Genomic DNA, 20,732 nt, shown 5'->3' with positions numbered 1-20,732 from the left:
TTTTAGCGGCAAAAGATAATCAAAAAATAATAAAGTAATTTATAGCGTGATTATGACTTTATGTATTATGAATAATATAAGTTTCTATTAAAGTTACAAATGGTTACACGGTGAATTCTTGATATACATTAACTTAAACAAAACTTAAACGAGGGTGGGCTATTAAAAAAAGAGAGGGGTAAAAGGGTGGTAATTGAACACTCAGTGGGTATAATTCGCGCCGCATCCAAAGTGCAGTAACTCGTTAGGCGAGGCTCCTATACAAACATAGGTTACTGATCTGACGACGTCGAGAGACGCCCAAGATTAGGACAGGATATATCGACCGAAGGTATATCCCCATGTAACTTCCTGATTGATTCAGGATACGTTGTATAGTGCTAAAACCGAGACGAAGAGATAGCAATCGCATTCTCTCATCTGGTTTCGCCCCTATGTGAGTACTGTTTGAGTAAACAACAGTAATAGGGACTAAAAAAATGTCATTTTCTACCCAGAACAAAGCGGGTGCAGTAGCTATTGCACAGTCCGCGATGAAAGACGCTCGTCAAAAGTCTAATCAATCACAGCCAACTAAAATTGATGATTCAACTGTTCACGCTTATATGAGCCAATCATATTTGCCAGTATCGGTTGCCGACTCTGTGGCATGTGTGAAGAAAAGTCTTATTGAACATCTCGAAGGCGAACAAATTCCAACGTATTTATTTGTCGTAGATAGTGAAAACTATTTAAATGGAATTCTGTCCGTTAAATCATTACTTGCCTCAGCAGAAGATTTATTAGTGTCGGATATTATGCGCCACAATTATTTCTCTGTTTCCCCTGAACAATCACGCCATGATGTTTATGATTTAATTAATCATAGTGGTTTGGATATGATCCCTGTTGTTCAGTTCGGCAAGTTAATGGGTGTATTACGTCCTCAAGATATCGCAGAACTTATTGAAGACGAAAATACCCTCGATGCACAATTGCAGGGGGCTACTACGCCACTCGAAGAGCCGTATTTAACCACCAGTCCAGTCACTTTATGGCGTAAGCGTGTTGTGTGGTTATTAATGTTGTTTGTGGCGGAAGCCTATACTGGAACCGTGCTAAAAGCGTTCGAAGAGCAACTTGAAGCCGCTATTTCACTGGCGTTCTTTATTCCATTATTGATTGGTACCGGCGGAAACAGCGGAACTCAGATCACATCGACCCTCGTGAGAGCGATGGCGTTGGGGGAGGTGAGTTTACGTAACCTCGGTGCGGTATTGAAAAAAGAAGTGTCAACCTCGTTCTTAGTGGCTGTCACCATTGGTGGCGCGGCGTTAATTCGTGCTTGGATCTTAGGTGTGGGTCATGAAGTGACTATCGTGGTGAGCTTAACGATTGTGGCTATTACCGTGTGGAGCGCGATTGTTTCTTCTATTATTCCAATGGTTCTGAAGAAGCTGAAGGTTGACCCAGCGGTGGTTTCTGCGCCATTTATCGCGACATTTATTGATGGTACTGGCTTGATTATTTACTTTGAAATCGCGAAATTAGTGATGACGGAGTTCGCTTAAGTTCGGTTCTACCTCTTGATGCGGCAGGGAATTAACACTCTGCCGCTGGCTCAATTTCTCGCTTGAGAATTTCCCCGCATTTTCGACATAAATACTGATTCTCCCCGCGCTCAACTTTGTTATGTCTTCTAATGGTAAGTTCATGAATTGTGTCGCAACCACAAAGATAACGAAAAGTTTGGCTTTTGACGCTGGTCACCGCAAAGTTGTGAGTCCGTTTCGCCGTTACCCCTAAAACAGTCTGCATCATCCATTTCCACTCATTGCCATGAGGGGCGACCCCTTTACGTCCAAATACACGGTAAACCAGCAAGTGGGCGAGCTCATGGGGGATCACTTCGTCCACAAAATTGTCTGGATTTTCAATTAACAACGTAGGATTAACGCGAATTTCCCAATCTTTTAAATAGGCGCTGCCCGCGGTGGTTCCACGCTGTTTATAGTTGATAGCGGGCTCTGGAAATTTCTGTTCCAGTTTTTCTTCAGCTAACGCGAGCTTTTCACGTAGGGTTTTCATCACTCGCTGTTGAAGCAGAATGGGTACTCGGATTGTTTTCATGTCCTCAAGAATACGTGAAGTCATATAGTAACAACAAGTGATAATTGACATTCAATATATCAAAACATATATTATTAAATAGTATAATATTATACATAGTAACAAGAGATCCAATGATGTCAAAGAGTGAACAACCAAACTCAGAACAGCTGCTTTTAGCAATGACTCAAGCAGCAACGCAAACTGCGTCATTATTAAAAACACTCGGGAATCCAGACCGATTATTATTGCTGTGCCAGTTAACACAAGGCGAGGCTTGTGTGAGTGATTTAGAAGCCTCGTTAGGGATTGTGCAGCCGACGTTATCCCAGCAGTTAACCGTATTAAGAAATGAAGGATTAGTCGCGACGCGTCGAGAAGGTAAGCGAATCTATTACTCTATTGCGGATGAGAAATTATTCACCTTACTCAATACGTTGTATCAACTCTATTGTCCTGTGAAGGGGAATTAAAATGACGATTGATTGGGCGCATTTTACGCCAGGCTCTGCGGCGATTGGCGGTGTGTTGATTGGTTTAGCGGTGGCAATATTATTGATTTTTAATGGGCGAATTGCAGGGATCAGCGGGATTTTAGCGGGAGTCCTTAAACCCACTAAAGGAGACACAGCATGGAAACTGGCGTTTATTGTCGGGATCTTAGTTGCGCCATTGCTGTTTATTACCTTTGTGTATACGCCAGAAGTCACTATCGCAACGAGCACGCCATTACTGATAGCTGCGGGGTTGTTAGTGGGCTTTGGGACACGATTAGGTAGCGGTTGTACCAGTGGGCATGGCATTTGTGGCATGGCGAGATTTTCCCGTCGTTCCATGGTGGCGGTCGTTATTTTTATGCTGGTGGCATTTATCACGGTCGCTGTGATTAACCACTTTGGGTTAAGGGGATAAAGTAATGCCAATTATTATCGCGTTAGTTTCCGGTATTTTATTTGGACTGGGCTTACTACTAGCTGGTATGGGTAATCCCGCAAAAATTTTGGCATTTCTGGATATCACGGGGAATTGGGATCCCTCTTTGTTGGTTACCATGGCAGTGGCAATGGTGATAAGCGGTATCGCATTCCAGTTAGTGAAAAAGCGCAAAACGAGTGTACTGAATTGCCCATTGCAGATCCCAACCAGTAAAGTTATTGATAAAAAATTAGTGATAGGCAGCGTGTTGTTCGGTTTAGGTTGGGGGCTTGGGGGAATTTGCCCGGGACCTGCCATTTTATTAACCGGTATGGGGCTGACTCAAGGTATTTTGTTTGCGTTGGCAATGATAGCAGGAATGGCCATTTTCCAGTTATTTCAACGTACTGAAAAGTAAGTTTCAATGCACCGAAAAGCAATCAAGATGAATGAGTCAATTAATGGGATTATTCGACCCAAAATATGAGGCGAATAGAAAAGTTATTTAACTCATCACATCAGTGAGCAATTTTAGATACAAAAAAAACCCATCATTAAGATGGGTTTTTTAAGCTGATTTTTACGCTTAGCGTCAGTGACCGTTAGCGAAAATTATAGACCAGCAGCTTCGCGCAGTTGTGCCGCTTTGTCGGTTTTTTCCCACGGGAATTGTGGGCGACCAAAGTGACCGTAAGAAGCTGTTTGTTGGTACATTGGGTGTAATAAATCCAGCATTTGAATCAGGCCGTAAGGACGTAAATCAAAGAATTCGCGGACTAATTTCACTAGCAATGCTTCGTCAACTTTACCAGTACCGAAAGTTTCTACCATGATAGAGGTAGGCTCTGCGACACCGATAGCATAAGAAACTTGGATTTCACAACGGTCAGCTAGACCAGCAGCAACGATGTTTTTTGCAACATAACGCGCAGCATAGGCAGCAGAACGGTCAACTTTTGATGGATCCTTACCAGAGAATGCACCACCACCGTGACGAGCCATACCGCCGTAAGTATCAACGATAATTTTACGACCCGTTAAACCGCAGTCACCCATTGGTCCGCCGATAACGAAACGACCTGTTGGGTTGATGAAGTATTTAGTGGCTGGAGATAACCATTCAGCAGGCAGAACTGGTTTGATGATCTCTTCCATTACAGCTTCGTGTAAAGCTTTTTGGTCAATATCTTCTGAGTGCTGTGTGGACAGAACTACCGCGTCAATACCGACAATTTTGTTGTCATCGTATTGGAAGGTAACTTGGCTTTTCGCATCAGGGCGTAACCATGGCAGTGTGCCATTTTTGCGGACTTCAGCTTGGCGCTGCACTAAACGGTGTGCATAAGTCACCGGTGCTGGCATTAATACGTCAGTTTCGTTAGTTGCATAACCAAACATGAGACCTTGGTCGCCAGCACCTTGTTCTAAAGGATCTGCACGGTCAACACCTTGGTTGATGTCTGGTGATTGTTTACCAATTGCGCTTAATACTGCGCAAGAGTTGGCATCAAAGCCCATGTCTGAACTGGTATAACCGATTTCACGAACGGTTTTACGCGTAATTTCTTCAATATCGACCCATGCACTGGTAGTGATTTCACCACCAACCATGACCATGCCGGTTTTGACATAGGTTTCGCAAGCTACGCGCGCTTTTGGGTCTTGTTCAAGAATAGCATCAAGGACCGCATCAGAAATTTGGTCTGCAATTTTATCAGGATGCCCTTCTGATACGGACTCAGAAGTAAAGAGGTGTGTAGACATGAGATTAATACCTTAAGAATTCAAAGAACATTATAGTTGGATGTTTTAACATCTAGACGGCTATTCTAGACTTTTCAATGAATAATTTCTACCTGTTTTTAAGCCTAAAATGATAAGCGCATAAATGGTTAATTCAGTTAGTTTTATTGTAAATGTGAAATTTTAGATAATTTGCTTTTGCATTTTGGGGCTATTCGAGGTATAAACTGCGACCGTAGCGGATGGTTGTAATTTCCCGCTATATACCAGCAGGTCAGCCATGAGTCTGCTTTCTATCAGGAATGTTTATAACCGGTTGAATTTTAATATTAATTAAAATTTTTAAGGGGAAAACAGTTATATTGGGGGTTAATGGGCGATGATCCATAATCTGCTGAATAACAGTATCCAACCGTCTTACGCGGATCGCCGTGTGACATTGGCTTTTACTTTCCTGTCTATGTTGACTTCATCGCGAAGTTACCGTCATACCTATCATAGATCCTTAATGCTTAGTCAGTAATCTCAAAGAGTAATCTGCTAAGTCTGTGGATATATATTGTCACCGTTTAGAAGTTCTAAGCACTTTTAATTACAATCTGAGTATCGCTGTTTCCCTGACATTACTGCCCAGTTGCATCATGCGCTTGGTCGCTGCTTGTCTGGAAGGAGAACGCATCACTCACCCCTCCATACTAGGAGTTTATTATGAATGATAATATCGCTCGCAAGATGCGCCAAACTTACAATATTGCGTATTGGGGCGGTGGTTACTATCAGGTGAATGAGCGCGGAAATGTCTGTGTTTGCCCGAATCCTGAAAACCCTGACACCTTTGTTGATTTAGCTGATTTAGTCTACCAAGTTAAAGAAGAACAGGAACATTTACGTTTACCTGCACTGTTCTGTTTCCCTCAAATTTTGCAACACCGTTTGCGTTCAATTAACGCAGCGTTTCAACGTGCGCGCGAATCTTATGGTTATAAGGGCGACTATTTTTTAGTTTACCCAATTAAAGTTAACCAACAACGCCGTGTGATTGAATCTCTAGTGAATTCTGGCGAGCCTTTAGGGTTAGAAGCGGGTTCAAAAGCGGAGTTAATGGCTGTATTAGCCAACGCAGGTCGCACTCGCACTGTGATTGTGTGTAACGGTTATAAAGATCGCGAATATATTCGTCTGGCACTAATTGGCGAAAAATTGGGTCACAAAGTGTACCTGGTTATCGAAAAAATGTCTGAAATCGAGATGGTACTTGAAGAAGCCCAGAAGCTGGAAGTGACGCCTCGCTTAGGTGTTCGTGCTCGTTTAGCATCCCAAGGTTCAGGTAAATGGCAGGCGAGTGGCGGTGAAAAATCTAAATTTGGATTGGCAGCAACACAAGTTCTGCAATTAGTCGAAATTTTACGTAATGCGAACCGTTTGGATAGCCTGCAATTATTGCACTTCCATTTAGGCTCTCAAATGGCGAATATTCGTGATATCGCGACAGGTGTTCGTGAGTCAGCCCGTTTCTACGTCGAGTTGCATCAATTAGGTGTCAACATTCAGTGCTTTGACGTGGGCGGTGGTTTAGGCGTTGACTATGAAGGTACGCGTTCTCAGTCAGATTGTTCGGTTAACTATGGCTTGAACGAATACGCGAACAACGTGATTTGGGCGATTGGCGATGCGTGTGAAGAATTTAACTTGCCACACCCAACAGTGATCACGGAGTCTGGGCGTGCATTGACCGCTCACCATACCGTGCTAGTCTCTAACGTGATTGGGGTTGAGCGTAACGAATTCACCAAAACCACACCTCCGAGCGAAGACGCACCACGTTCACTGGTTTCGTTATGGGAAACGTGGGAATCCATGCAGCATCAAGGCAATAGCCGTTCTCTGCGTGAATGGTTGCACGATAGCCAGTTTGACTTGCAAGAAGCACATACCCAGTATGCGCATGGCGTGTTGGACTTAACACAACGCGCATGGGCAGAAGAGCTATACTTAAATATCTGTCGCCGTATTCAGCAAGATTTAGACCCTAGCAACCGCGCCCATCGCCCAATTATTGATGAGCTGCAAGAGCGTATGGCGGATAAATTCTATGTGAATTTCTCGCTGTTCCAATCGCTCCCTGATGCTTGGGGTATTGACCAAGTGTTCCCAGTCTTGCCAATTGAAGGTTTAGATAAACCGTTAGACAGACGCGCGGTATTATTAGATATCACTTGTGACTCAGATGGTATTATTGATCATTATGTTGACGGTGATGGAGTGGAAACCACCATGCCAATGCCAGCGTATGATCCAGAAAATCCACCGATGATTGGCTTCTTTATGATTGGGGCATACCAAGAAATTTTAGGCAACATGCACAACTTATTCGGCGATACTGCCGCCATTGATGTGTGGGTTGATAGCCAAGGCAGCATTCGTTACTTGCAAAGTGAAGAGGGCGATTCAGTTGCCGATATGCTGCAATACGTGAAGCTGGTTCCTGAAGTGCTGTTAGAAAGCTTTATTGAGCAAGTGAAAGGCACTGGGCTGAGTGACGAGCTGCAAAAAGATTTTGTGAACGAGTTTGAAAGTGGGTTGTACGGTTACACTTACTTAGAAGATGAATGATTAAGGAACAGTGATGATTAATAGCACATTAGGAAATCAGGTTGATAATTCACTGGTTTCAAACGCATTTGGTTTTTTACGTTTTCCGTTAAATTTCCAACCATACAGCTCCGATGCTGATTGGGTGATCACGGGTGTTCCATTTGATATGGCAACCTCAGGACGTGCGGGTAGCCGTCATGGACCTGCTGCTATTCGTCAGGTTTCCACGAACCTTGCGTGGGAAAGCCACCGTTGGCCGTGGGATTTTAAATTAAAAAACAAACTCAACGTGGTTGACTGCGGTGATGTGGTGTTTGCATTTGGTGACGCGCAAGATATGTGCGATAAACTGCAAGCTCACACTGAAAAGCTGTTGGAATCCGGTAAACGTTGCTTAACGTTTGGTGGCGATCACTTTGTGACATTGCCATTACTGCGCGCCCACGCGAAGCATTTCGGTAAAATGGCGTTAGTGCATTTTGATGCGCACACTGACACATACGGTAATGGCAGTCTGTATGACCACGGCACCATGTTCTATCATGCGCCAAAAGAAGGTCTGATCGATCCAAATCATTCTGTGCAGATTGGTATTCGTACTGAACATGATACTGACAACGGTTTCACGGTATTGGATGCCGCTCAAGCGAATGACCGTGGTGTTGATGACATGGTTGCTCAAATCAAACAGATCGTGGGTGATATGCCCGTTTATCTGACGTTTGATATTGACTGTCTGGATCCTGCCTTTGCACCAGGAACCGGTACGCCAGTGATTGGTGGGTTAACATCTGATAAAGCGTTAAAACTACTGCGTGGCATTAAGTCACTGAATATTGTTGGGATGGATGTGGTGGAAGTCGCACCAGCCTATGACCAATCAGAAATTACGGCATTAGCCGCAGCAACGATTGCATTGGAACTGTTGTATATCCAAGCGTCTAAGAAATAAGTTTTAATCCGTTATTTAAGGTGCCTAATGTTTCATTGGGCACCTTTTTTTATGCCTAAAAGCAATGTTTCATACTTAAAAGCGGTGTTCTTTCAATTGGGCAAGAATGGAATAGGCTTGTGTCCACAGAACTGAGCCGCCTTCATGTGAGAACAAAAAGTGTTCGCTATCAGGAAAGCGCTGAGCCAGTGTTTTGCCAAAATCAGGGGAGTGCACAGAACTCACATCTTGTTCGCCATACCACAGGGCGACAGGGCAACGGATATCTTCAGGATTGAACTGCCAAGACTGTAAGGCGATTAAGAGATCTTGAACATAGCCTTGGTTACCTTGCATAAATGCACGTTCCATACAGTCACTGTAGGCGGCTAAGAAGCTCTCTTCGCTATAAACCTGCTGGTCTACCTCTGCGCTACAGTTAAGAATAAACGCCAGTAACCATTGTGAAGTCACATTGCGCATCAACCATTCTGATAAAGCCTCGGGGGTATGAATGGCTTGTTCCTGCATATTAATGACATCTTGCTTTAATTGCGCTCGGATTGCAGGAAACTCAAATTGGTCTTGCCCTGACACAAGTGATAATGAAACAGGGGAAGCGTAGCGGGCGAGTGCCATGGCGAAAACGGCACCTTGAGAGAAACCGATAACGGAAAATGACGGCAATTTTTGAGCATTCAGAAGTTCTTGAATATCTTGAGCAAAGCGTTGTAGGGATTTATGCTCATCAAAGGTGGATTGACCCAGCCCGGCACGTTCAGGGGTGATTAAGCGAATATTTAGCTCATCAAGACGGTCAATACCAAAGCCCAGTGTACCGCTCATCCCTGCGCCAGTACAAAAAATCACGGGGAACCCCTGTTCAGGGCCAGATTCATACCAACACAAAAGGCGCCCATCAGATAATGTCATCGACATATGGCGAGTATTGGATATTTTGTTGCTATACATAATAAATACCTACAAGATAGAATTTTTAGTGCGACATGTTAGTTTCTATCGCGAGTCGTCAATGACTTTACCGTTGTTATTTCCTATTTGCTAAAACAGATATATAGGGCAGGTAACTCAACCTGTTATAGACCGCTCAGAATTTTAGATTAAGAAATAGGTTAATTACAAAATATACGCTCAATTACGGCTGTTTTACAGCCAAAAGGATGATTTATGCCATTTTCAGACTCAGAAAAGCAAATTCTATTAGCAGTGAAGGGTGTTGGATCAACGGTCATTAGCCGATTAGAACAAATGGGGTTTTCGTCTTTAGCGCAGTTAAGTGAAGCTTCTTACGATGAAATTTTAATTTCGGGTGCTGCACTAACGGGGTCAAGTTGTTGGAAAAACAGCCCTCAAGCTAAAAAAGCGGTGGAAGGCGCTATTGCAGCAGCAAAGGACGCCTTACGCTAACTTGGCTATGACTATTTATTTTTCATTTATTGCTTGTTTTTCATTTTCCACTTTTTGCTGCGCAGAATATTAAGCATTTGCACTGACATGGAGAAGAACATAGCAAAATAGATATAGCCTTTTGATACATGTACCTGAACACTTTCAAGTAACAAAGTGAAGCCCACAAGGATCAAGAAAGAGAGTGCGAGGATTTTGACGGAAGGATAGCGCTCCACAAAATCACCAATAGGTTTCGCGGCGAACATCATGATCATGACCGCCATAATCACTGCTGCCATCATAATAAACAGATGGTCAGATAGCCCCACGGCAGTGATCACCGAATCTAAACTGAAGATAATATCTAAAATTGCGATTTGCATAATGGCTCCCCAGAATGAAGTGACTTTTTTCTGGGCTATCCCCTCATCGTCTTCCCCTTCAATGGTATCGAAAATCTCCTGACTCGATTTCCAAATGAGGAATAAGCCACCTGCACACAAAATTAAATCGCGGGCGGAAACGGTATGTTCAGCTAATGTGAAGAGTGGCGTGGTGAGGCGAGCTAGCCAAGCAATAGATGCTAGTAGTGCCAAACGCATTCCCATTGCCGCGATTAACCCAATACGTCTGGCGCTATTTTGTTGATGGGCGGGCAATTTGCTGACGACAATACTTAAGAAAATTATATTGTCGATACCCAGTACGACTTCCAAAATTGTTAATGTTGCCAATGCCATCCAAGCATGGGGATCTAAGAACCACTCAAACATCTTATTGCCTTAAAAATGGAATAAAAAATCGTCTGTTTGGCACAGGCGATGCCTTGATCAATTAACCGAGGTTAAAGTGCCGCGCTAATAATGGACCCGTAAAATCTTTTTTTAAATAGAAACCTCTCGGTAATGTCATTATAGGCTGTCCAAATTCTCCTATACCTTCGGTTAGTGCTCTATTATTCGCCGCTTTGGGGCGAATCTGTAAAACTTGTCCGTGACGAGCCGTGATGGTTTCGACTTTTCCCAGCACAATTAAATCCATTAACTCTTCCCAATCTTGGCGTAAAAGTTGTTCTTCAAGCGCAGAAGGGCTCCAAATCAGAGGGTTGGCAATACGTCGCTGGGCAAGTGGTATTTGACGCTCACCTTCAATCGGAAACCACAAAATGCGAGATAATTTGCGGCGTACATGGCTATTTTCCCATGTTAGACCGCTATTGCCCGTGAGTGGTGCGACAGAGACAAATGTCGTTTCTAATGGTGCTCCATGGCGATCGATTGGGATTGTTTTAAGCTCCACGCCAATATCTGCAAAATCCTGTTCGGCTTTACTGCCTGCGGTCGCACCTAAAAAAAACTCTAACAATGTCCCGACCCAGCCTTTATCTCGTTTAAGATCGGGGGGAATTGGGATACCTGCAATAGTTGCTAGCTCACCAAGCGTATAGCCAGCAAGGGCTTGGGCTCGCGCTAATAAGACGGTTTCATTTTCTGGTGGTGAAGGCGGTATAAAAGACATAGTCGACTGAACTTCATTGTGTTTAAAAAATAACCAAGAAAATGGTCACAAGATAGGGTGAGTATAACACTTTTTAGTCACCGTATTTAACTTCATGATATATATATGGATATTAGATAATAATCACAGACGGGATTATGAATATTTAAGGTTATTCAACTTCATCCCAAGATAATCACAGGATCATGCACTAGGTTATCCACAGGATTTCTGGATAACTGTGAAAAACTGCGATTACTGTGTGCATTTACAGCCTTGACTAATGTCATTTATTGAAGCTCGTCACAAAAAGCGAGTAAGTTAAGTACATTCCTTGTGGATAAAACATGCATTGATTGATCTTTGCTCAGTTGAACTCCTAACAAAAAAACACGGAAAAACTCACAGTGGATATCTGGTGTGAAATTCATTTATTACTATGATTTATAATGTTTTATTTTTTAGTGTGGTTTTTTGTTAGAAATGAACAGTTGGGATATACCCTGATTACTATCTGGTTGTTCACATGGATATCCACAGAAAAAGTGAATAAAATCCATTTTGCTCACTCTAACTGTTTATAACTATCACCAATTCTGTGCATTATCCTCAGTTGGCTTAAACCAAGCTGATTTAAAGTCAAACCAGCCAAAAGTATTCATACGAACCCCCCGCATCGTTCTTTGCCCTTGTAGCTCTAACCAGTGATGAAAAATTGGGTGGAAGATTTGGGAATTAATCAAGCCCTCACACCAAGATTCCACATCCAATTTTTGCTGGCGCCAAAGTTGTAACTCTTCATCGAGGTTTTTCCCCAAACATTGACGCAATAGCGGCATCTCGTACAACGTAGCGAAGATAGAAAATTCAAGAGGCTTATAAAAGTTGGCGGTGGAGAGCCAGATATCGCTTTTAGCATCTCCATTAAACCAATCATCATAATCAACGATATTAATTTTAAGCGTCACGCCCTGAGTTTCTAATACTCGCTTCATGATTTGGCTAATGGCATAGAATTCATGATGATGGCGATAAAAAGTGACAGTTAGTTCAGTTAAATCTTCAGGTTTGGTTCGCTGGGAAAGCATTTTACTGTGATGCCAATGAAGCAATAACCCGTAAGCAGGCGCCCAGTGGCGCTGATAGAAGGATTCACAGTGCGCCAGTAGGTTGACGGGAGTTAAAAAGCTGCACAGCCATTTACGCACATCTTCCCGTTGAGAAATGTCGGAGCGTTGGTCGAATAACAGAAAATAGCAACCTTCCTCCATGCGGCTTTCAAGGGAGTCATTGTGGCGCTTATCTCCATCCATTTTTAATGTGGTACATACCATCTGCTCAGAAAGTTCGGGAACAACCCAAATGGTCACTTCATCTAACAATGCGCGATAACCAAAATAGCGGTCAAAAGCGCTGATGGTGAGTTTCTGCGGGATATTGGTTTCGACTTCATAAGGACCCGTACCAATAGGGCGCTGACTAAAGCCGCTGATTGTTTCCCACTCTTTCGGGAGAATGGCGGCATGTGGGCTACCCAGTAACCACGGAAATTGTGTATCAGGATGGCTCAGATGGACGTCAATCACATAAGGCTGCGAAGAAGTGACCGAGTGAATATGTGAGAATAACGGCCAGCATTGCTTTAATCGTAATAACGAGTGGATAATATCCTCGACTTGCATTTCACGTCCATGATGGAAATAGATAGCTGGACGTAAATAAAAGCGCCAATGTTGTTCGTTAATGGCTTGCCAGTGGTGAGCAATACCATCTTCCACTTCCCCTTTTTCCTCATTTAAGTGAGTTAATCCATTAAATATCTGGCTCATTAAGTGGATTTCAGAGCGGCGCATTGGGGTGCCAGGAAGTAAGTTAGGAAAATCACGGTAATAAATGATGCGCAGTAAGTTTTTACCTTGTCGATAACTTCGCTCAAGCTCAGATAAGACCATTTGGCGGATAGTCTCTTTATCGCCAACGAGCGCCACGAGTTTTTCAATACTTTCTTCTTTTAAAAGCTGCTCAGCCTGTGCTTGTTGTAGCTCTAATCCATTGATATGAAAAATTAATGTGGAGCGTTTTCCTCGTCCTGATTCTGCTTGCCAACTGAGCCAGCCATGGGACTGCATATTATTGAGCAGGGTGCGAACATGACGGCGAGAGCAAAACAAAATATCGGCAATATCTTGCAATGTGGTTTCACTGTTTTTTCCCTGAAAATGCTGCCACAAGCGTACAAATTGCGTTTGTAATCGAGAATTAGACATAAAAGAGGAACTCCAGAATAAATTGCATCAATTTTAATATCCTATATTCCGTAGATAATAGGGGGCAGTAAGTAGCTCTATTGACCTGTCTGTTGCAGGTTTACTCCCCCTTTTATTGAGTAATGGTATTTTTACCAGCCGGTATGTGAATGCATATCGGCTTTTTTTCTTTTTTCTTCATATTTCACGCTGTGACTGCGTTGGCTTCACTCGGCTACTCAGGTCACATACTAAAGTATGCTCCCCAAGATATCCTCATTTTGCCGCCTTGCCACAACGCGAACTATTTTGAAAAATATAAAAAGGCAATTAATTGAATAATTGCATATTAGGAATTAATGGGGAAGGATTTATTGGTTGGTACGGTTTATTGGAGTTGAGTTCTACTTTTATGAATACAAATAGGCAAGAAAAAGCCCACCGAAGTGGGCTGGGGATTAATTCATAAAGGCAGGGAGCTTTTGCTCGTAATCCTTGATTTGGTCAACGTGCTGTAACGTCAAGCCGATGCTGTCTAAGCCATTCATCATGCAATGACGGCGGAAGCTGTCAATCTCGAAAGTATACACTTTCTCGCCGGCTGTGACGGTTTGCGCTTCTAAATCGACAGTAAACTGGCAACCTTCGTGGCTGTTCACATAACTGAACATCTCATCCACTTGCTGTTCGCTTAATTTGATTGGCAACAGCTGATTGTTAAACGAGTTACCGTAAAAAATATCGGCGAAACTTGGTGCAATAACCACTTGGATACCGAAATCGGTTAATGCCCACGGCGCGTGTTCGCGAGATGAACCACAACCAAAGTTTTCACGGGCTAACAGAATGCTAGCGCCTTTAAATACCGGTTTGTTCAAGACAAAATCAGGGTTAGGTTGCTGACCTTTATCATCTAAAAAACGCCAGTCATTAAATAAGTGCTGACCAAAGCCTGTGCGCGTCACTTTCTGCAAAAATTGTTTTGGAATAATGGCATCGGTGTCGACGTTTGCGGCATCTAAAGGGGCGACAATCCCAACATGCTTAATAAACTTATCCATGGTTTTCTCCTTTAGATTTGAATGTCACGAACATCAGCAAAATGACCGTTAATCGCTGCGGCAGCAGCCATTGCAGGGCTGACTAAGTGGGTTCGACCCGCTCGACCTTGGCGACCTTCAAAGTTACGGTTGCTGGTGGATGCGCAGCGTTCACCCGGATTCAAGCGGTCGTTGTTCATCGCTAAGCACATTGAACAGCCCGGTAAGCGCCATTCGAAGCCCGCATCGATAAAGATTTTATCCAAGCCTTCCTGTTCCGCTTGGGCTTTGACGGGGCCTGAACCCGGTACCACAATGGCTTGTACGCCAGATGCGACTTTTTTACCTTTAGCAATGGCAGCCGCAGCGCGTAAATCTTCAATACGTGAGTTAGTGCAAGAGCCAATAAAAACTTTATCAATCTTCACGTCGGATAACTTAATACCTGATTCCAATCCCATGTACGCCAAGGCTTTTTCCGCAGAAGCGCGTTCGACGGGGTCGGCAAACGATTCTGGAGCAGGGATCGGTTGGTTAATAGCGATCACTTGCCCTGGGTTGGTACCCCAAGTGACTTGCGGGGCAATCGTCTCGGCTTGGATGGTGATCACTTTGTCAAATTTCGCATCATCATCGGTTTTTAACGTTTTCCAATACGCGACAGCATCATCCCAATCTTGGCCTTTCGGTGCAAATTGGCGACCTTTCATATAATTAAAGGTGGTTTCATCGGGAGCGATAATGCCGGCTTTAGCGCCTAATTCAATCGCCATATTACAGACGGTCATGCGACCTTCCATGCTCAAATCTTCAATCGCGTCACCGCAGAATTCGACAATGTAGCCTGTTCCACCTGCGCTACCTGTTGTACCAATGATAGCTAAGACGATATCTTTTGCCGTGATCCCAGCAGGCGCTTTACCCACCACTTCAATTTTCATGGTTTTGGCTCGCGCTTGTTTCAAAGTTTGAGTCGCCATGACGTGTTCAACTTCGGATGTTCCAATCCCAAAAGCTAATGCGCCGAATGCGCCGTGAGTGGCAGTATGAGAGTCACCACACACGATGGTTGTACCCGGTAAAGTGATACCTTGCTCTGGTCCCATAACATGGACAATACCTTGATATGGATGGTTTAAATCGTATAAAGTTACGCCGAACTCTTCGCAGTTTTTCATCAACTCTTGCATTTGAATTCGCGCCATATCGCCGCAGGCATTGATGTCTTTAGTCTGCGTTGACACGTTATGATCCATGGTTGCAAATGTTTTGCTTGGTTGATGTAACGGGCGGTTTTTGGTTCTTAAACCATCAAACGCTTGCGGTGAAGTCACTTCATGTACCAGATGGCGATCGATATAAATTAAAGGGATTTCGTTTTCAACTTCACGGACAACGTGAGCGTCATATAATTTTTGGTATAAAGTCTTCGACATGTTAAACCCCTTCTTCAATATAACGGGCGATAATGTCACCCATCTCACTGGTACTGATTGATTGACCATTGCCTGCTAAATCCGCAGTGCGATAGCCATTTTCTAATGCTTTATTCACGGCTCTTTCGATAGCATCTGCCGCTTCCGTTTGGTTCAAACTGAAGCGTAATAACATGGATGCTGATAAAATTTGTGCGATTGGGTTGGCAATATTTTTGCCTGCGATATCTGGCGCTGAACCGCCAGCAGGCTCGTACAAGCCAAAGCCATCAGCATTTAAGCTGGCGGAAGGCAGCATACCCATTGATCCTGTGATCATGGCGCACTCATCGGAAATAATGTCACCGAATAAGTTCGAGCACAGCACCACATCAAACTGAGAAGGGGCTTTGATCATTTGCATCGCCGCGTTATCGATATACATATGGTTCACTTCAACGTCTGGGTACTCTTTGGCAATTTGGTTAACCACTTCGCGCCATAATACGGAGCTTTGTAAAACGTTAGCTTTATCAATAGATGTCACTTTATGGCTACGTTTACGCGCAGATTCAAAGGCAATACGGGCAATGCGTTCAATTTCATAGCGGTGATAAACTTCGGTATCGAAAGCATATTCTTCAGCGCCTTCACCTTTACGTCCTTTTGGCTGACCAAAATAGATCCCGCCAGTTAATTCACGGACACATAAAATATCAAACCCTTGAGCGGCAATATCGGCGCGTAATGGGCAAAATGCTTCTAATGCTTGATATAAACGAGCAGGGCGTAAATTACTGAATAATTTAAAATGTTTACGCAATGGTAATAATGCACCACGTTCAGGCTGGCTGTCCGGTGGCAAATGTTCCCATTTTGGACCACCGACTGAGCCGAATAACACGGCATCAGCTTCTTCACAACCTTTGACTGTTGCTTGCGGTAATGGCTCGCCGTGATTATCAATGGCGGCGCCACCCACATCATAGGCTTTGGTTGAAATTGTGATAGCAAAGCGCTTGCTAATTGAGTTCAAGACTTTATGAGCTTGAGCCATCACTTCGGGGCCGATTCCATCGCCCGCTAATACCGCAATATTAAAATTCGTAGACATGTTTACACCGCTTCCTTTGTATTAATTTGTAATTCTTGGTCTGAGATTTTTTGTTTTTCTTTTTCGACTTGTTCTGCACGCCAAATACTATTTAATACGTGCACCATGGCTTTTGCGGATGATTCAACGATATCCGTTGCTAATCCCATACCGTGGAAACGACGACCAAAGCATTCAGCGACGATATCCACTTGTCCTAAGGCATTTTCACCCTGACCTTTTGCGGACAATTGGTAAGAAACCAATTTCATTGGGTAGTTTGTGATTTTGCTAATCGCTTGATAGATAGCATCAACAGGACCATTTCCGGTTGCCGCCTCTGATTTTTCTGTTTCACCACACTGCATTTTGACGGTCGCAGTGGCAACAATGCTTGAACCTGACTGTGTACTAAAGTAATCCATGACAAAGTGGTCAGTTTCGTCTTGCTGTTTCGCGAAAAAGGCTAAAGCTTCTAAGTCATAATCAAATACTTGCCCTTTTTTATCCGCTAAGTTCAAGAATGCGGTATACAGCTCATCTAAATTAAAATCTTTACCTTCGCTATAGCCCATCTCTTCCATACGGTGTTTAACGGCGGCGCGACCTGAACGGGACGTTAAGTTTAATTGTTGCTCTTTTAAGCCGATGGATTCAGGGGTCATAATCTCGTAAGTTTCGCGATTCTTTAACACGCCATCTTGGTGGATCCCTGATGAGTGCGCGAATGCGTTGCTGCCCACAACCGCTTTATTAGCAGGGATTGGGGTATTGCATAATTGGCTAACTAACTGGCTGGTACGGTAAATTTCTTTGTGATTGATATTGGTGTGCACACCTAACATCTGTTCACGTAATTTAATCGCCATGATCACTTCTTCTAATGCGGTATTTCCTGCGCGTTCGCCTAATCCATTAATGGTACCTTCCACTTGTCGAGCTCCAGCTTGAACGGCGCTGATGGAGTTAGCGACTGACATGCCTAAGTCATCATGGCAATGAACGGAGATGATGGCTTTATCAATGTTAGGTACGCGATCATATAAAGAAGAGATAATGCCACCGAATTGATATGGGGTAGTGTAGCCGACAGTGTCTGGGATATTAATGGTGGTTGCGCCTGCGCCGATGGCAGCTTCGATAATGCGACATAAGTTATCAATATCTGTACGACCCGCGTCTTCACATGAAAATTCCACATCATCAGTGTAGCGGCGCGCTCGTTTAATAGAGTTAATTGCCATGTCCATCACGCCATCAAACGTTTTGTTTAACTTTTTCTGCATATGCAAATTGGATGTCGCTAAGAAAACATGAATACGGAATGCTTCAGCCACTTTCAACGATTCTGCTGCAACATCAATATCATTTTCAACACAGCGTGCTAATGCACAGATACGGCTATTTTTAATTTCACGGGCGATAGTTTGAACAGACTCAAAATCACCCGGGGATGAGACAGGGAACCCAGCTTCAATAACATCGACACCTAAGCGCTCTAATGCAAAAGCAATTTGTAATTTTTCTTTAACTGATAAGCTGGCCTGCAAGGCTTGTTCGCCATCACGTAAGGTTGTGTCGAAGATGATAACTTGGTTGCTCATAATGCGTTCCTCATAGACTAAATTTTGTTGTTTTTAATTCTGTTTGTTGGATTCCCATCTAGCCGCAGGCATAAAAAAACCCGCTGGTTGCGCGGGCTTCTTTATGTTTGTGGACAGTATTTGTTTTACTTTCCATCCATAAGCATACCGCGCAAATTGGTTGCGAGTAGTAGTAGGCTTAGTAGGCGGATAGAAGATGTCATGGTTAACTGTCTCTCTTTGGATTTCAAATAATCTGTATTTATTGATACGTGATTCCAATAATAATGTCAAACTTAATTTTTTGAGCGTTAAATGCTTGGAAGTGCGTTGTTACTGATTATTGGAATTTACGTCTGATATTTATAATTTTCATGATGTTTTTGCCTATATAAGGGAGTAAAAAGCAGGCTAAAATTTCACCTAAAAATTAGTAGCATAACTATATTTCTATAACGTAATGATTTTTATTATGTTTATGTAATGAAAGTATGCAGAGGTTAGATATCAGACTTCATTGGTATTGATCGTGGCTATGCTTCAAATAAGGTTAATTATCTAATAAATAAATAATTAAAAATTAATCTGATAATGAGATTCAAACGCGTTTATAGAAGAGATTTATTATGATTTATTCTTGAAATTGTTTTATTATTTTTATCGGAATGATGCTGACTTTAATAAGTTACATGTACCCATTACACTGATGAATATTTGCATTTTATGATGATATCTATACCTCGATTCTAATTTATGGGCAAAAAGAATAGAAGCGTCGTTTTAATAAATGCAGGGAAAGCGAAATAACTTATCATGTATAAGTTGTTTTAAAAATAATATTTAATGATTTTATATTTTTCGTCAATATTGCTTTGATGGATCATGTTCATTAATTAAAAATGATAAATATATTTAGTGGAGTTAAAAATGACTGATTTTGATACGATCTCAACAGCAAAAAAAGAAAGTAGCGATATTCATCTGCGCAATGTTGATTTGAACTTATTAACTGTTTTTGATGTTGTGATGCAAATGCAAAATGTCACTCGTGCAGCGCAAGTTCTCGGTATGTCTCAGCCTGCAGTAAGTAACGCCGTATCCCGCTTGAAATCCATGTTCAATGACGAATTATTTGTTCGCTATGGGCGTGGAATTCAACCGACTTCGCGCGCAAAACAATTATTTGGACCAGTAAGGCAAGCTCTTCAATTGGTGCATAATGAATTACCGGGGGCAGGGTTTGATCCTAAGCAAAGCGAAAGAGCATTTAGCTTATCTATTTGCTCTCCATTAGATATTCGCTTAGCGGCAACAATTGTTGATAAATTTAAAATTGCGTCGCCAAATGTTCAAGTTTTTATTCATTCTTTTTTAGGAAATAACATAGCGCATCAATTAAAATACCAAGAGATAGATTTTTTCTTGGGATATAATCAATTCGAAAAACCCGAGTATCAACATCAGGTTTTATTTAATGATGAATTGGTTTTAGTTGTCGCTAATCAACATCCAAGAATTGAAGATACTATTAATCAAGAAATGTTAGTGAGTGAAAGACACGCTATTATGGCAATGGATAATATTGGGTCATTTAGCAAACTATATTACCATAATACGGAACTTTCCCACACTGTCAGTTATCAAGGAACTGACTTAAACAGTGTATTGAACATTGTGGCACAAACAGATTTAGTGGCTATTGCCCCCAAATGGTTAGTGGAACATCATGCAAGTCAGCTGCAACTGCGTACCTTATCATTGCCTTGGGAAGAGAGTTCTCGCCCATGTTATTTAACGTGGCATGAATCGACGGCGCGAGATAAAGGCCATCAATGGATGAAAGCGCAGTTTTGCCAAATGATAGAACAGCTGTAAGCTAAATTGGCTCAATTCATTCTAAGGCAACCTTAGCATATTCCCCTAAATACTAACTCGCCATGATGAAAAAAATGGCGAGTTTTGTTGTGTCTGTAGCATTTGCAAAAAATTTACACTTTATTCCTTTCCTCGTTTATCTTTCCGCTATACACTCAAAATATTCAGCTAACAGATGTAAGCTGAAATAATAAAAAGTATTAAGATTAGGTTGTTTGTGAGTTTGCCGAATGACTTAAAATTCTAATGACCTATAGGGAATACACTTTGATTACTGAAAATCTATATCCATATCATATTG

18 protein-coding genes and 1 riboswitch are annotated in these 20,732 nt (G+C 42.5%); of the genes, 8 read left to right on the top strand and 10 right to left on the bottom strand.

The window, feature by feature from the left end:
• Window positions 1-233 precede the first annotated feature (233 nt).
• Window positions 234-406, top strand: a riboswitch (M-box (ykoK) riboswitch).
• 73 nt (window positions 407-479) lie between these two features.
• A complete protein-coding gene (locus ACIH2S_RS14230) occupies window positions 480-1,550 on the top strand; it encodes a magnesium transporter (RefSeq protein ID WP_036951226.1) in 1,071 nt (356 codons plus the stop codon).
• Window positions 1,551-1,581: 31 nt separating this feature from the next.
• Here the strand turns inward: ACIH2S_RS14230 and ACIH2S_RS14225 are convergent, their stop codons facing one another.
• Window positions 1,582-2,109: a SprT family zinc-dependent metalloprotease gene (locus ACIH2S_RS14225; RefSeq protein WP_148444781.1), complete on the bottom strand. Its 528-nt coding sequence runs from the start codon at window positions 2,107-2,109 to the stop codon at window positions 1,582-1,584.
• 116 nt (window positions 2,110-2,225) lie between these two features.
• Between ACIH2S_RS14225 and ACIH2S_RS14220 the strand changes: the two genes are divergently transcribed.
• The 3 genes from ACIH2S_RS14220 to ACIH2S_RS14210 are packed head-to-tail and all read left to right on the top strand — an operon-like array spanning window position 2,226 to window position 3,421.
• Complete coding sequence (locus ACIH2S_RS14220) at window positions 2,226-2,561, top strand: ArsR/SmtB family transcription factor (RefSeq protein ID WP_132496803.1); 336 nt, start codon at window positions 2,226-2,228, stop codon at window positions 2,559-2,561.
• Window position 2,562: 1 nt separating this feature from the next.
• On the top strand, window positions 2,563-3,000 hold the full coding sequence (locus ACIH2S_RS14215; protein WP_187129519.1) for a YeeE/YedE family protein: 438 nt from the start codon (window positions 2,563-2,565) through the stop codon (window positions 2,998-3,000).
• A gap of 4 nt (window positions 3,001-3,004) precedes the next feature.
• On the top strand, window positions 3,005-3,421 hold the full coding sequence (locus ACIH2S_RS14210; RefSeq protein ID WP_036951223.1) for a DUF6691 family protein: 417 nt from the start codon (window positions 3,005-3,007) through the stop codon (window positions 3,419-3,421).
• A gap of 194 nt (window positions 3,422-3,615) precedes the next feature.
• Here ACIH2S_RS14210 and metK read toward each other — a convergent pair whose 3' ends face one another.
• Window positions 3,616-4,767: a methionine adenosyltransferase gene (gene metK / locus ACIH2S_RS14205; protein WP_006661136.1), complete on the bottom strand. Its 1,152-nt coding sequence runs from the start codon at window positions 4,765-4,767 to the stop codon at window positions 3,616-3,618.
• Window positions 4,768-5,454: 687 nt separating this feature from the next.
• On the opposite strand from metK, the gene speA reads away from it, so the two are divergent.
• Both speA and speB read left to right on the top strand, forming a co-directional pair.
• Entirely contained in the window at window positions 5,455-7,359 is a 1,905-nt protein-coding gene (gene speA, locus ACIH2S_RS14200; protein ID WP_036951222.1) for a biosynthetic arginine decarboxylase, read from the top strand.
• Between the two features lie 13 nt (window positions 7,360-7,372).
• Window positions 7,373-8,293, top strand: a complete 921-nt coding sequence (gene speB / locus ACIH2S_RS14195; protein ID WP_006815030.1) for an agmatinase — start codon at window positions 7,373-7,375, stop codon at window positions 8,291-8,293.
• Window positions 8,294-8,368: 75 nt separating this feature from the next.
• Here the strand turns inward: speB and ACIH2S_RS14190 are convergent, their stop codons facing one another.
• Window positions 8,369-9,244 carry an alpha/beta fold hydrolase gene (locus ACIH2S_RS14190; RefSeq protein ID WP_036951221.1) on the bottom strand — a complete coding sequence of 292 codons (876 nt, stop codon included), beginning with the start codon at window positions 9,242-9,244 and terminating at the stop codon, window positions 8,369-8,371.
• 216 nt (window positions 9,245-9,460) lie between these two features.
• Here ACIH2S_RS14190 and ACIH2S_RS14185 point away from each other — a divergent pair, with 216 nt between their 5' ends.
• Window positions 9,461-9,700, top strand: a complete 240-nt coding sequence (locus tag ACIH2S_RS14185; protein ID WP_036951220.1) for a Pathogenicity locus — start codon at window positions 9,461-9,463, stop codon at window positions 9,698-9,700.
• Window positions 9,701-9,726: 26 nt separating this feature from the next.
• Here the strand turns inward: ACIH2S_RS14185 and ACIH2S_RS14180 are convergent, their stop codons facing one another.
• The 7 genes from ACIH2S_RS14180 to leuA all read right to left on the bottom strand — a co-directional run bounded on the left by ACIH2S_RS14180 (window position 9,727) and on the right by leuA (window position 18,577).
• Window positions 9,727-10,455: a TerC family protein gene (locus ACIH2S_RS14180; RefSeq protein WP_036951219.1), complete on the bottom strand. Its 729-nt coding sequence runs from the start codon at window positions 10,453-10,455 to the stop codon at window positions 9,727-9,729.
• Between the two features lie 61 nt (window positions 10,456-10,516).
• Window positions 10,517-11,200, bottom strand: coding sequence for a DNA mismatch repair endonuclease MutH (gene mutH / locus ACIH2S_RS14175; RefSeq protein ID WP_108478291.1), 684 nt, complete (start codon window positions 11,198-11,200; stop codon window positions 10,517-10,519).
• Between the two features lie 566 nt (window positions 11,201-11,766).
• Window positions 11,767-13,446: an HTH-type transcriptional regulator SgrR gene (gene sgrR, locus ACIH2S_RS14170; protein ID WP_430247622.1), complete on the bottom strand. Its 1,680-nt coding sequence runs from the start codon at window positions 13,444-13,446 to the stop codon at window positions 11,767-11,769.
• 437 nt (window positions 13,447-13,883) lie between these two features.
• The gene (leuD, locus tag ACIH2S_RS14165) at window positions 13,884-14,486 is read right to left on the bottom strand and encodes a 3-isopropylmalate dehydratase small subunit (RefSeq protein ID WP_036951216.1); all 603 of its coding nucleotides are present in this window, start codon (window positions 14,484-14,486) and stop codon (window positions 13,884-13,886) included.
• Window positions 14,487-14,497: 11 nt separating this feature from the next.
• Entirely contained in the window at window positions 14,498-15,901 is a 1,404-nt protein-coding gene (leuC, locus tag ACIH2S_RS14160; RefSeq protein WP_036951215.1) for a 3-isopropylmalate dehydratase large subunit, read from the bottom strand.
• A 1-nt stretch (window position 15,902) separates the two neighbouring features.
• Complete coding sequence (gene leuB / locus ACIH2S_RS14155) at window positions 15,903-16,994, bottom strand: 3-isopropylmalate dehydrogenase (RefSeq protein ID WP_036951214.1); 1,092 nt, start codon at window positions 16,992-16,994, stop codon at window positions 15,903-15,905.
• Between the two features lie 2 nt (window positions 16,995-16,996).
• Complete coding sequence (leuA, locus tag ACIH2S_RS14150; RefSeq protein ID WP_430247620.1) at window positions 16,997-18,577, bottom strand: 2-isopropylmalate synthase; 1,581 nt, start codon at window positions 18,575-18,577, stop codon at window positions 16,997-16,999.
• A gap of 906 nt (window positions 18,578-19,483) precedes the next feature.
• Here leuA and leuO point away from each other — a divergent pair.
• On the top strand, window positions 19,484-20,431 hold the full coding sequence (leuO, locus tag ACIH2S_RS14145) for a transcriptional regulator LeuO (RefSeq protein ID WP_108478288.1): 948 nt from the start codon (window positions 19,484-19,486) through the stop codon (window positions 20,429-20,431).
• The last annotated feature ends 301 nt before the right edge of the window (window positions 20,432-20,732 follow it).

Source organism: Providencia lanzhouensis (genome assembly GCF_050469745.1).
In the GTDB taxonomy this organism is placed as follows: Bacteria; Pseudomonadota; Gammaproteobacteria; order Enterobacterales; family Enterobacteriaceae; genus Providencia; species Providencia lanzhouensis.
The sequence above is the reverse complement of the archived record's forward strand: the minus strand, read 5'-3'. Positions and strand labels throughout refer to the sequence as shown.

Excerpts from the sequence above, each read along its gene's own strand:
- ACIH2S_RS14230 (WP_036951226.1), top strand. The coding sequence starts at position 480 with ATGTCATTTTCTACCCAGAACAAAGCGGGTGCAGTAGCTATTGCACAG.
- ACIH2S_RS14225 (WP_148444781.1), bottom strand. The coding sequence starts at position 2,109 with ATGAAAACAATCCGAGTACCCATTCTGCTTCAACAGCGAGTGATGAAA.
- ACIH2S_RS14220 (WP_132496803.1), top strand. The coding sequence starts at position 2,226 with ATGTCAAAGAGTGAACAACCAAACTCAGAACAGCTGCTTTTAGCAATG.
- ACIH2S_RS14215 (WP_187129519.1), top strand. The coding sequence starts at position 2,563 with ATGACGATTGATTGGGCGCATTTTACGCCAGGCTCTGCGGCGATTGGC.
- ACIH2S_RS14210 (WP_036951223.1), top strand. The coding sequence starts at position 3,005 with ATGCCAATTATTATCGCGTTAGTTTCCGGTATTTTATTTGGACTGGGC.
- metK (WP_006661136.1), bottom strand. The coding sequence starts at position 4,767 with ATGTCTACACACCTCTTTACTTCTGAGTCCGTATCAGAAGGGCATCCT.
- speA (WP_036951222.1), top strand. The coding sequence starts at position 5,455 with ATGAATGATAATATCGCTCGCAAGATGCGCCAAACTTACAATATTGCG.
- speB (WP_006815030.1), top strand. The coding sequence starts at position 7,373 with ATGATTAATAGCACATTAGGAAATCAGGTTGATAATTCACTGGTTTCA.
- ACIH2S_RS14190 (WP_036951221.1), bottom strand. The coding sequence starts at position 9,244 with ATGTATAGCAACAAAATATCCAATACTCGCCATATGTCGATGACATTA.
- ACIH2S_RS14185 (WP_036951220.1), top strand. The coding sequence starts at position 9,461 with ATGCCATTTTCAGACTCAGAAAAGCAAATTCTATTAGCAGTGAAGGGT.
- ACIH2S_RS14180 (WP_036951219.1), bottom strand. The coding sequence starts at position 10,455 with ATGTTTGAGTGGTTCTTAGATCCCCATGCTTGGATGGCATTGGCAACA.
- mutH (WP_108478291.1), bottom strand. The coding sequence starts at position 11,200 with ATGTCTTTTATACCGCCTTCACCACCAGAAAATGAAACCGTCTTATTA.
- sgrR (WP_430247622.1), bottom strand. The coding sequence starts at position 13,446 with ATGTCTAATTCTCGATTACAAACGCAATTTGTACGCTTGTGGCAGCAT.
- leuD (WP_036951216.1), bottom strand. The coding sequence starts at position 14,486 with ATGGATAAGTTTATTAAGCATGTTGGGATTGTCGCCCCTTTAGATGCC.
- leuC (WP_036951215.1), bottom strand. The coding sequence starts at position 15,901 with ATGTCGAAGACTTTATACCAAAAATTATATGACGCTCACGTTGTCCGT.
- leuB (WP_036951214.1), bottom strand. The coding sequence starts at position 16,994 with ATGTCTACGAATTTTAATATTGCGGTATTAGCGGGCGATGGAATCGGC.
- leuA (WP_430247620.1), bottom strand. The coding sequence starts at position 18,577 with ATGAGCAACCAAGTTATCATCTTCGACACAACCTTACGTGATGGCGAA.
- leuO (WP_108478288.1), top strand. The coding sequence starts at position 19,484 with ATGACTGATTTTGATACGATCTCAACAGCAAAAAAAGAAAGTAGCGAT.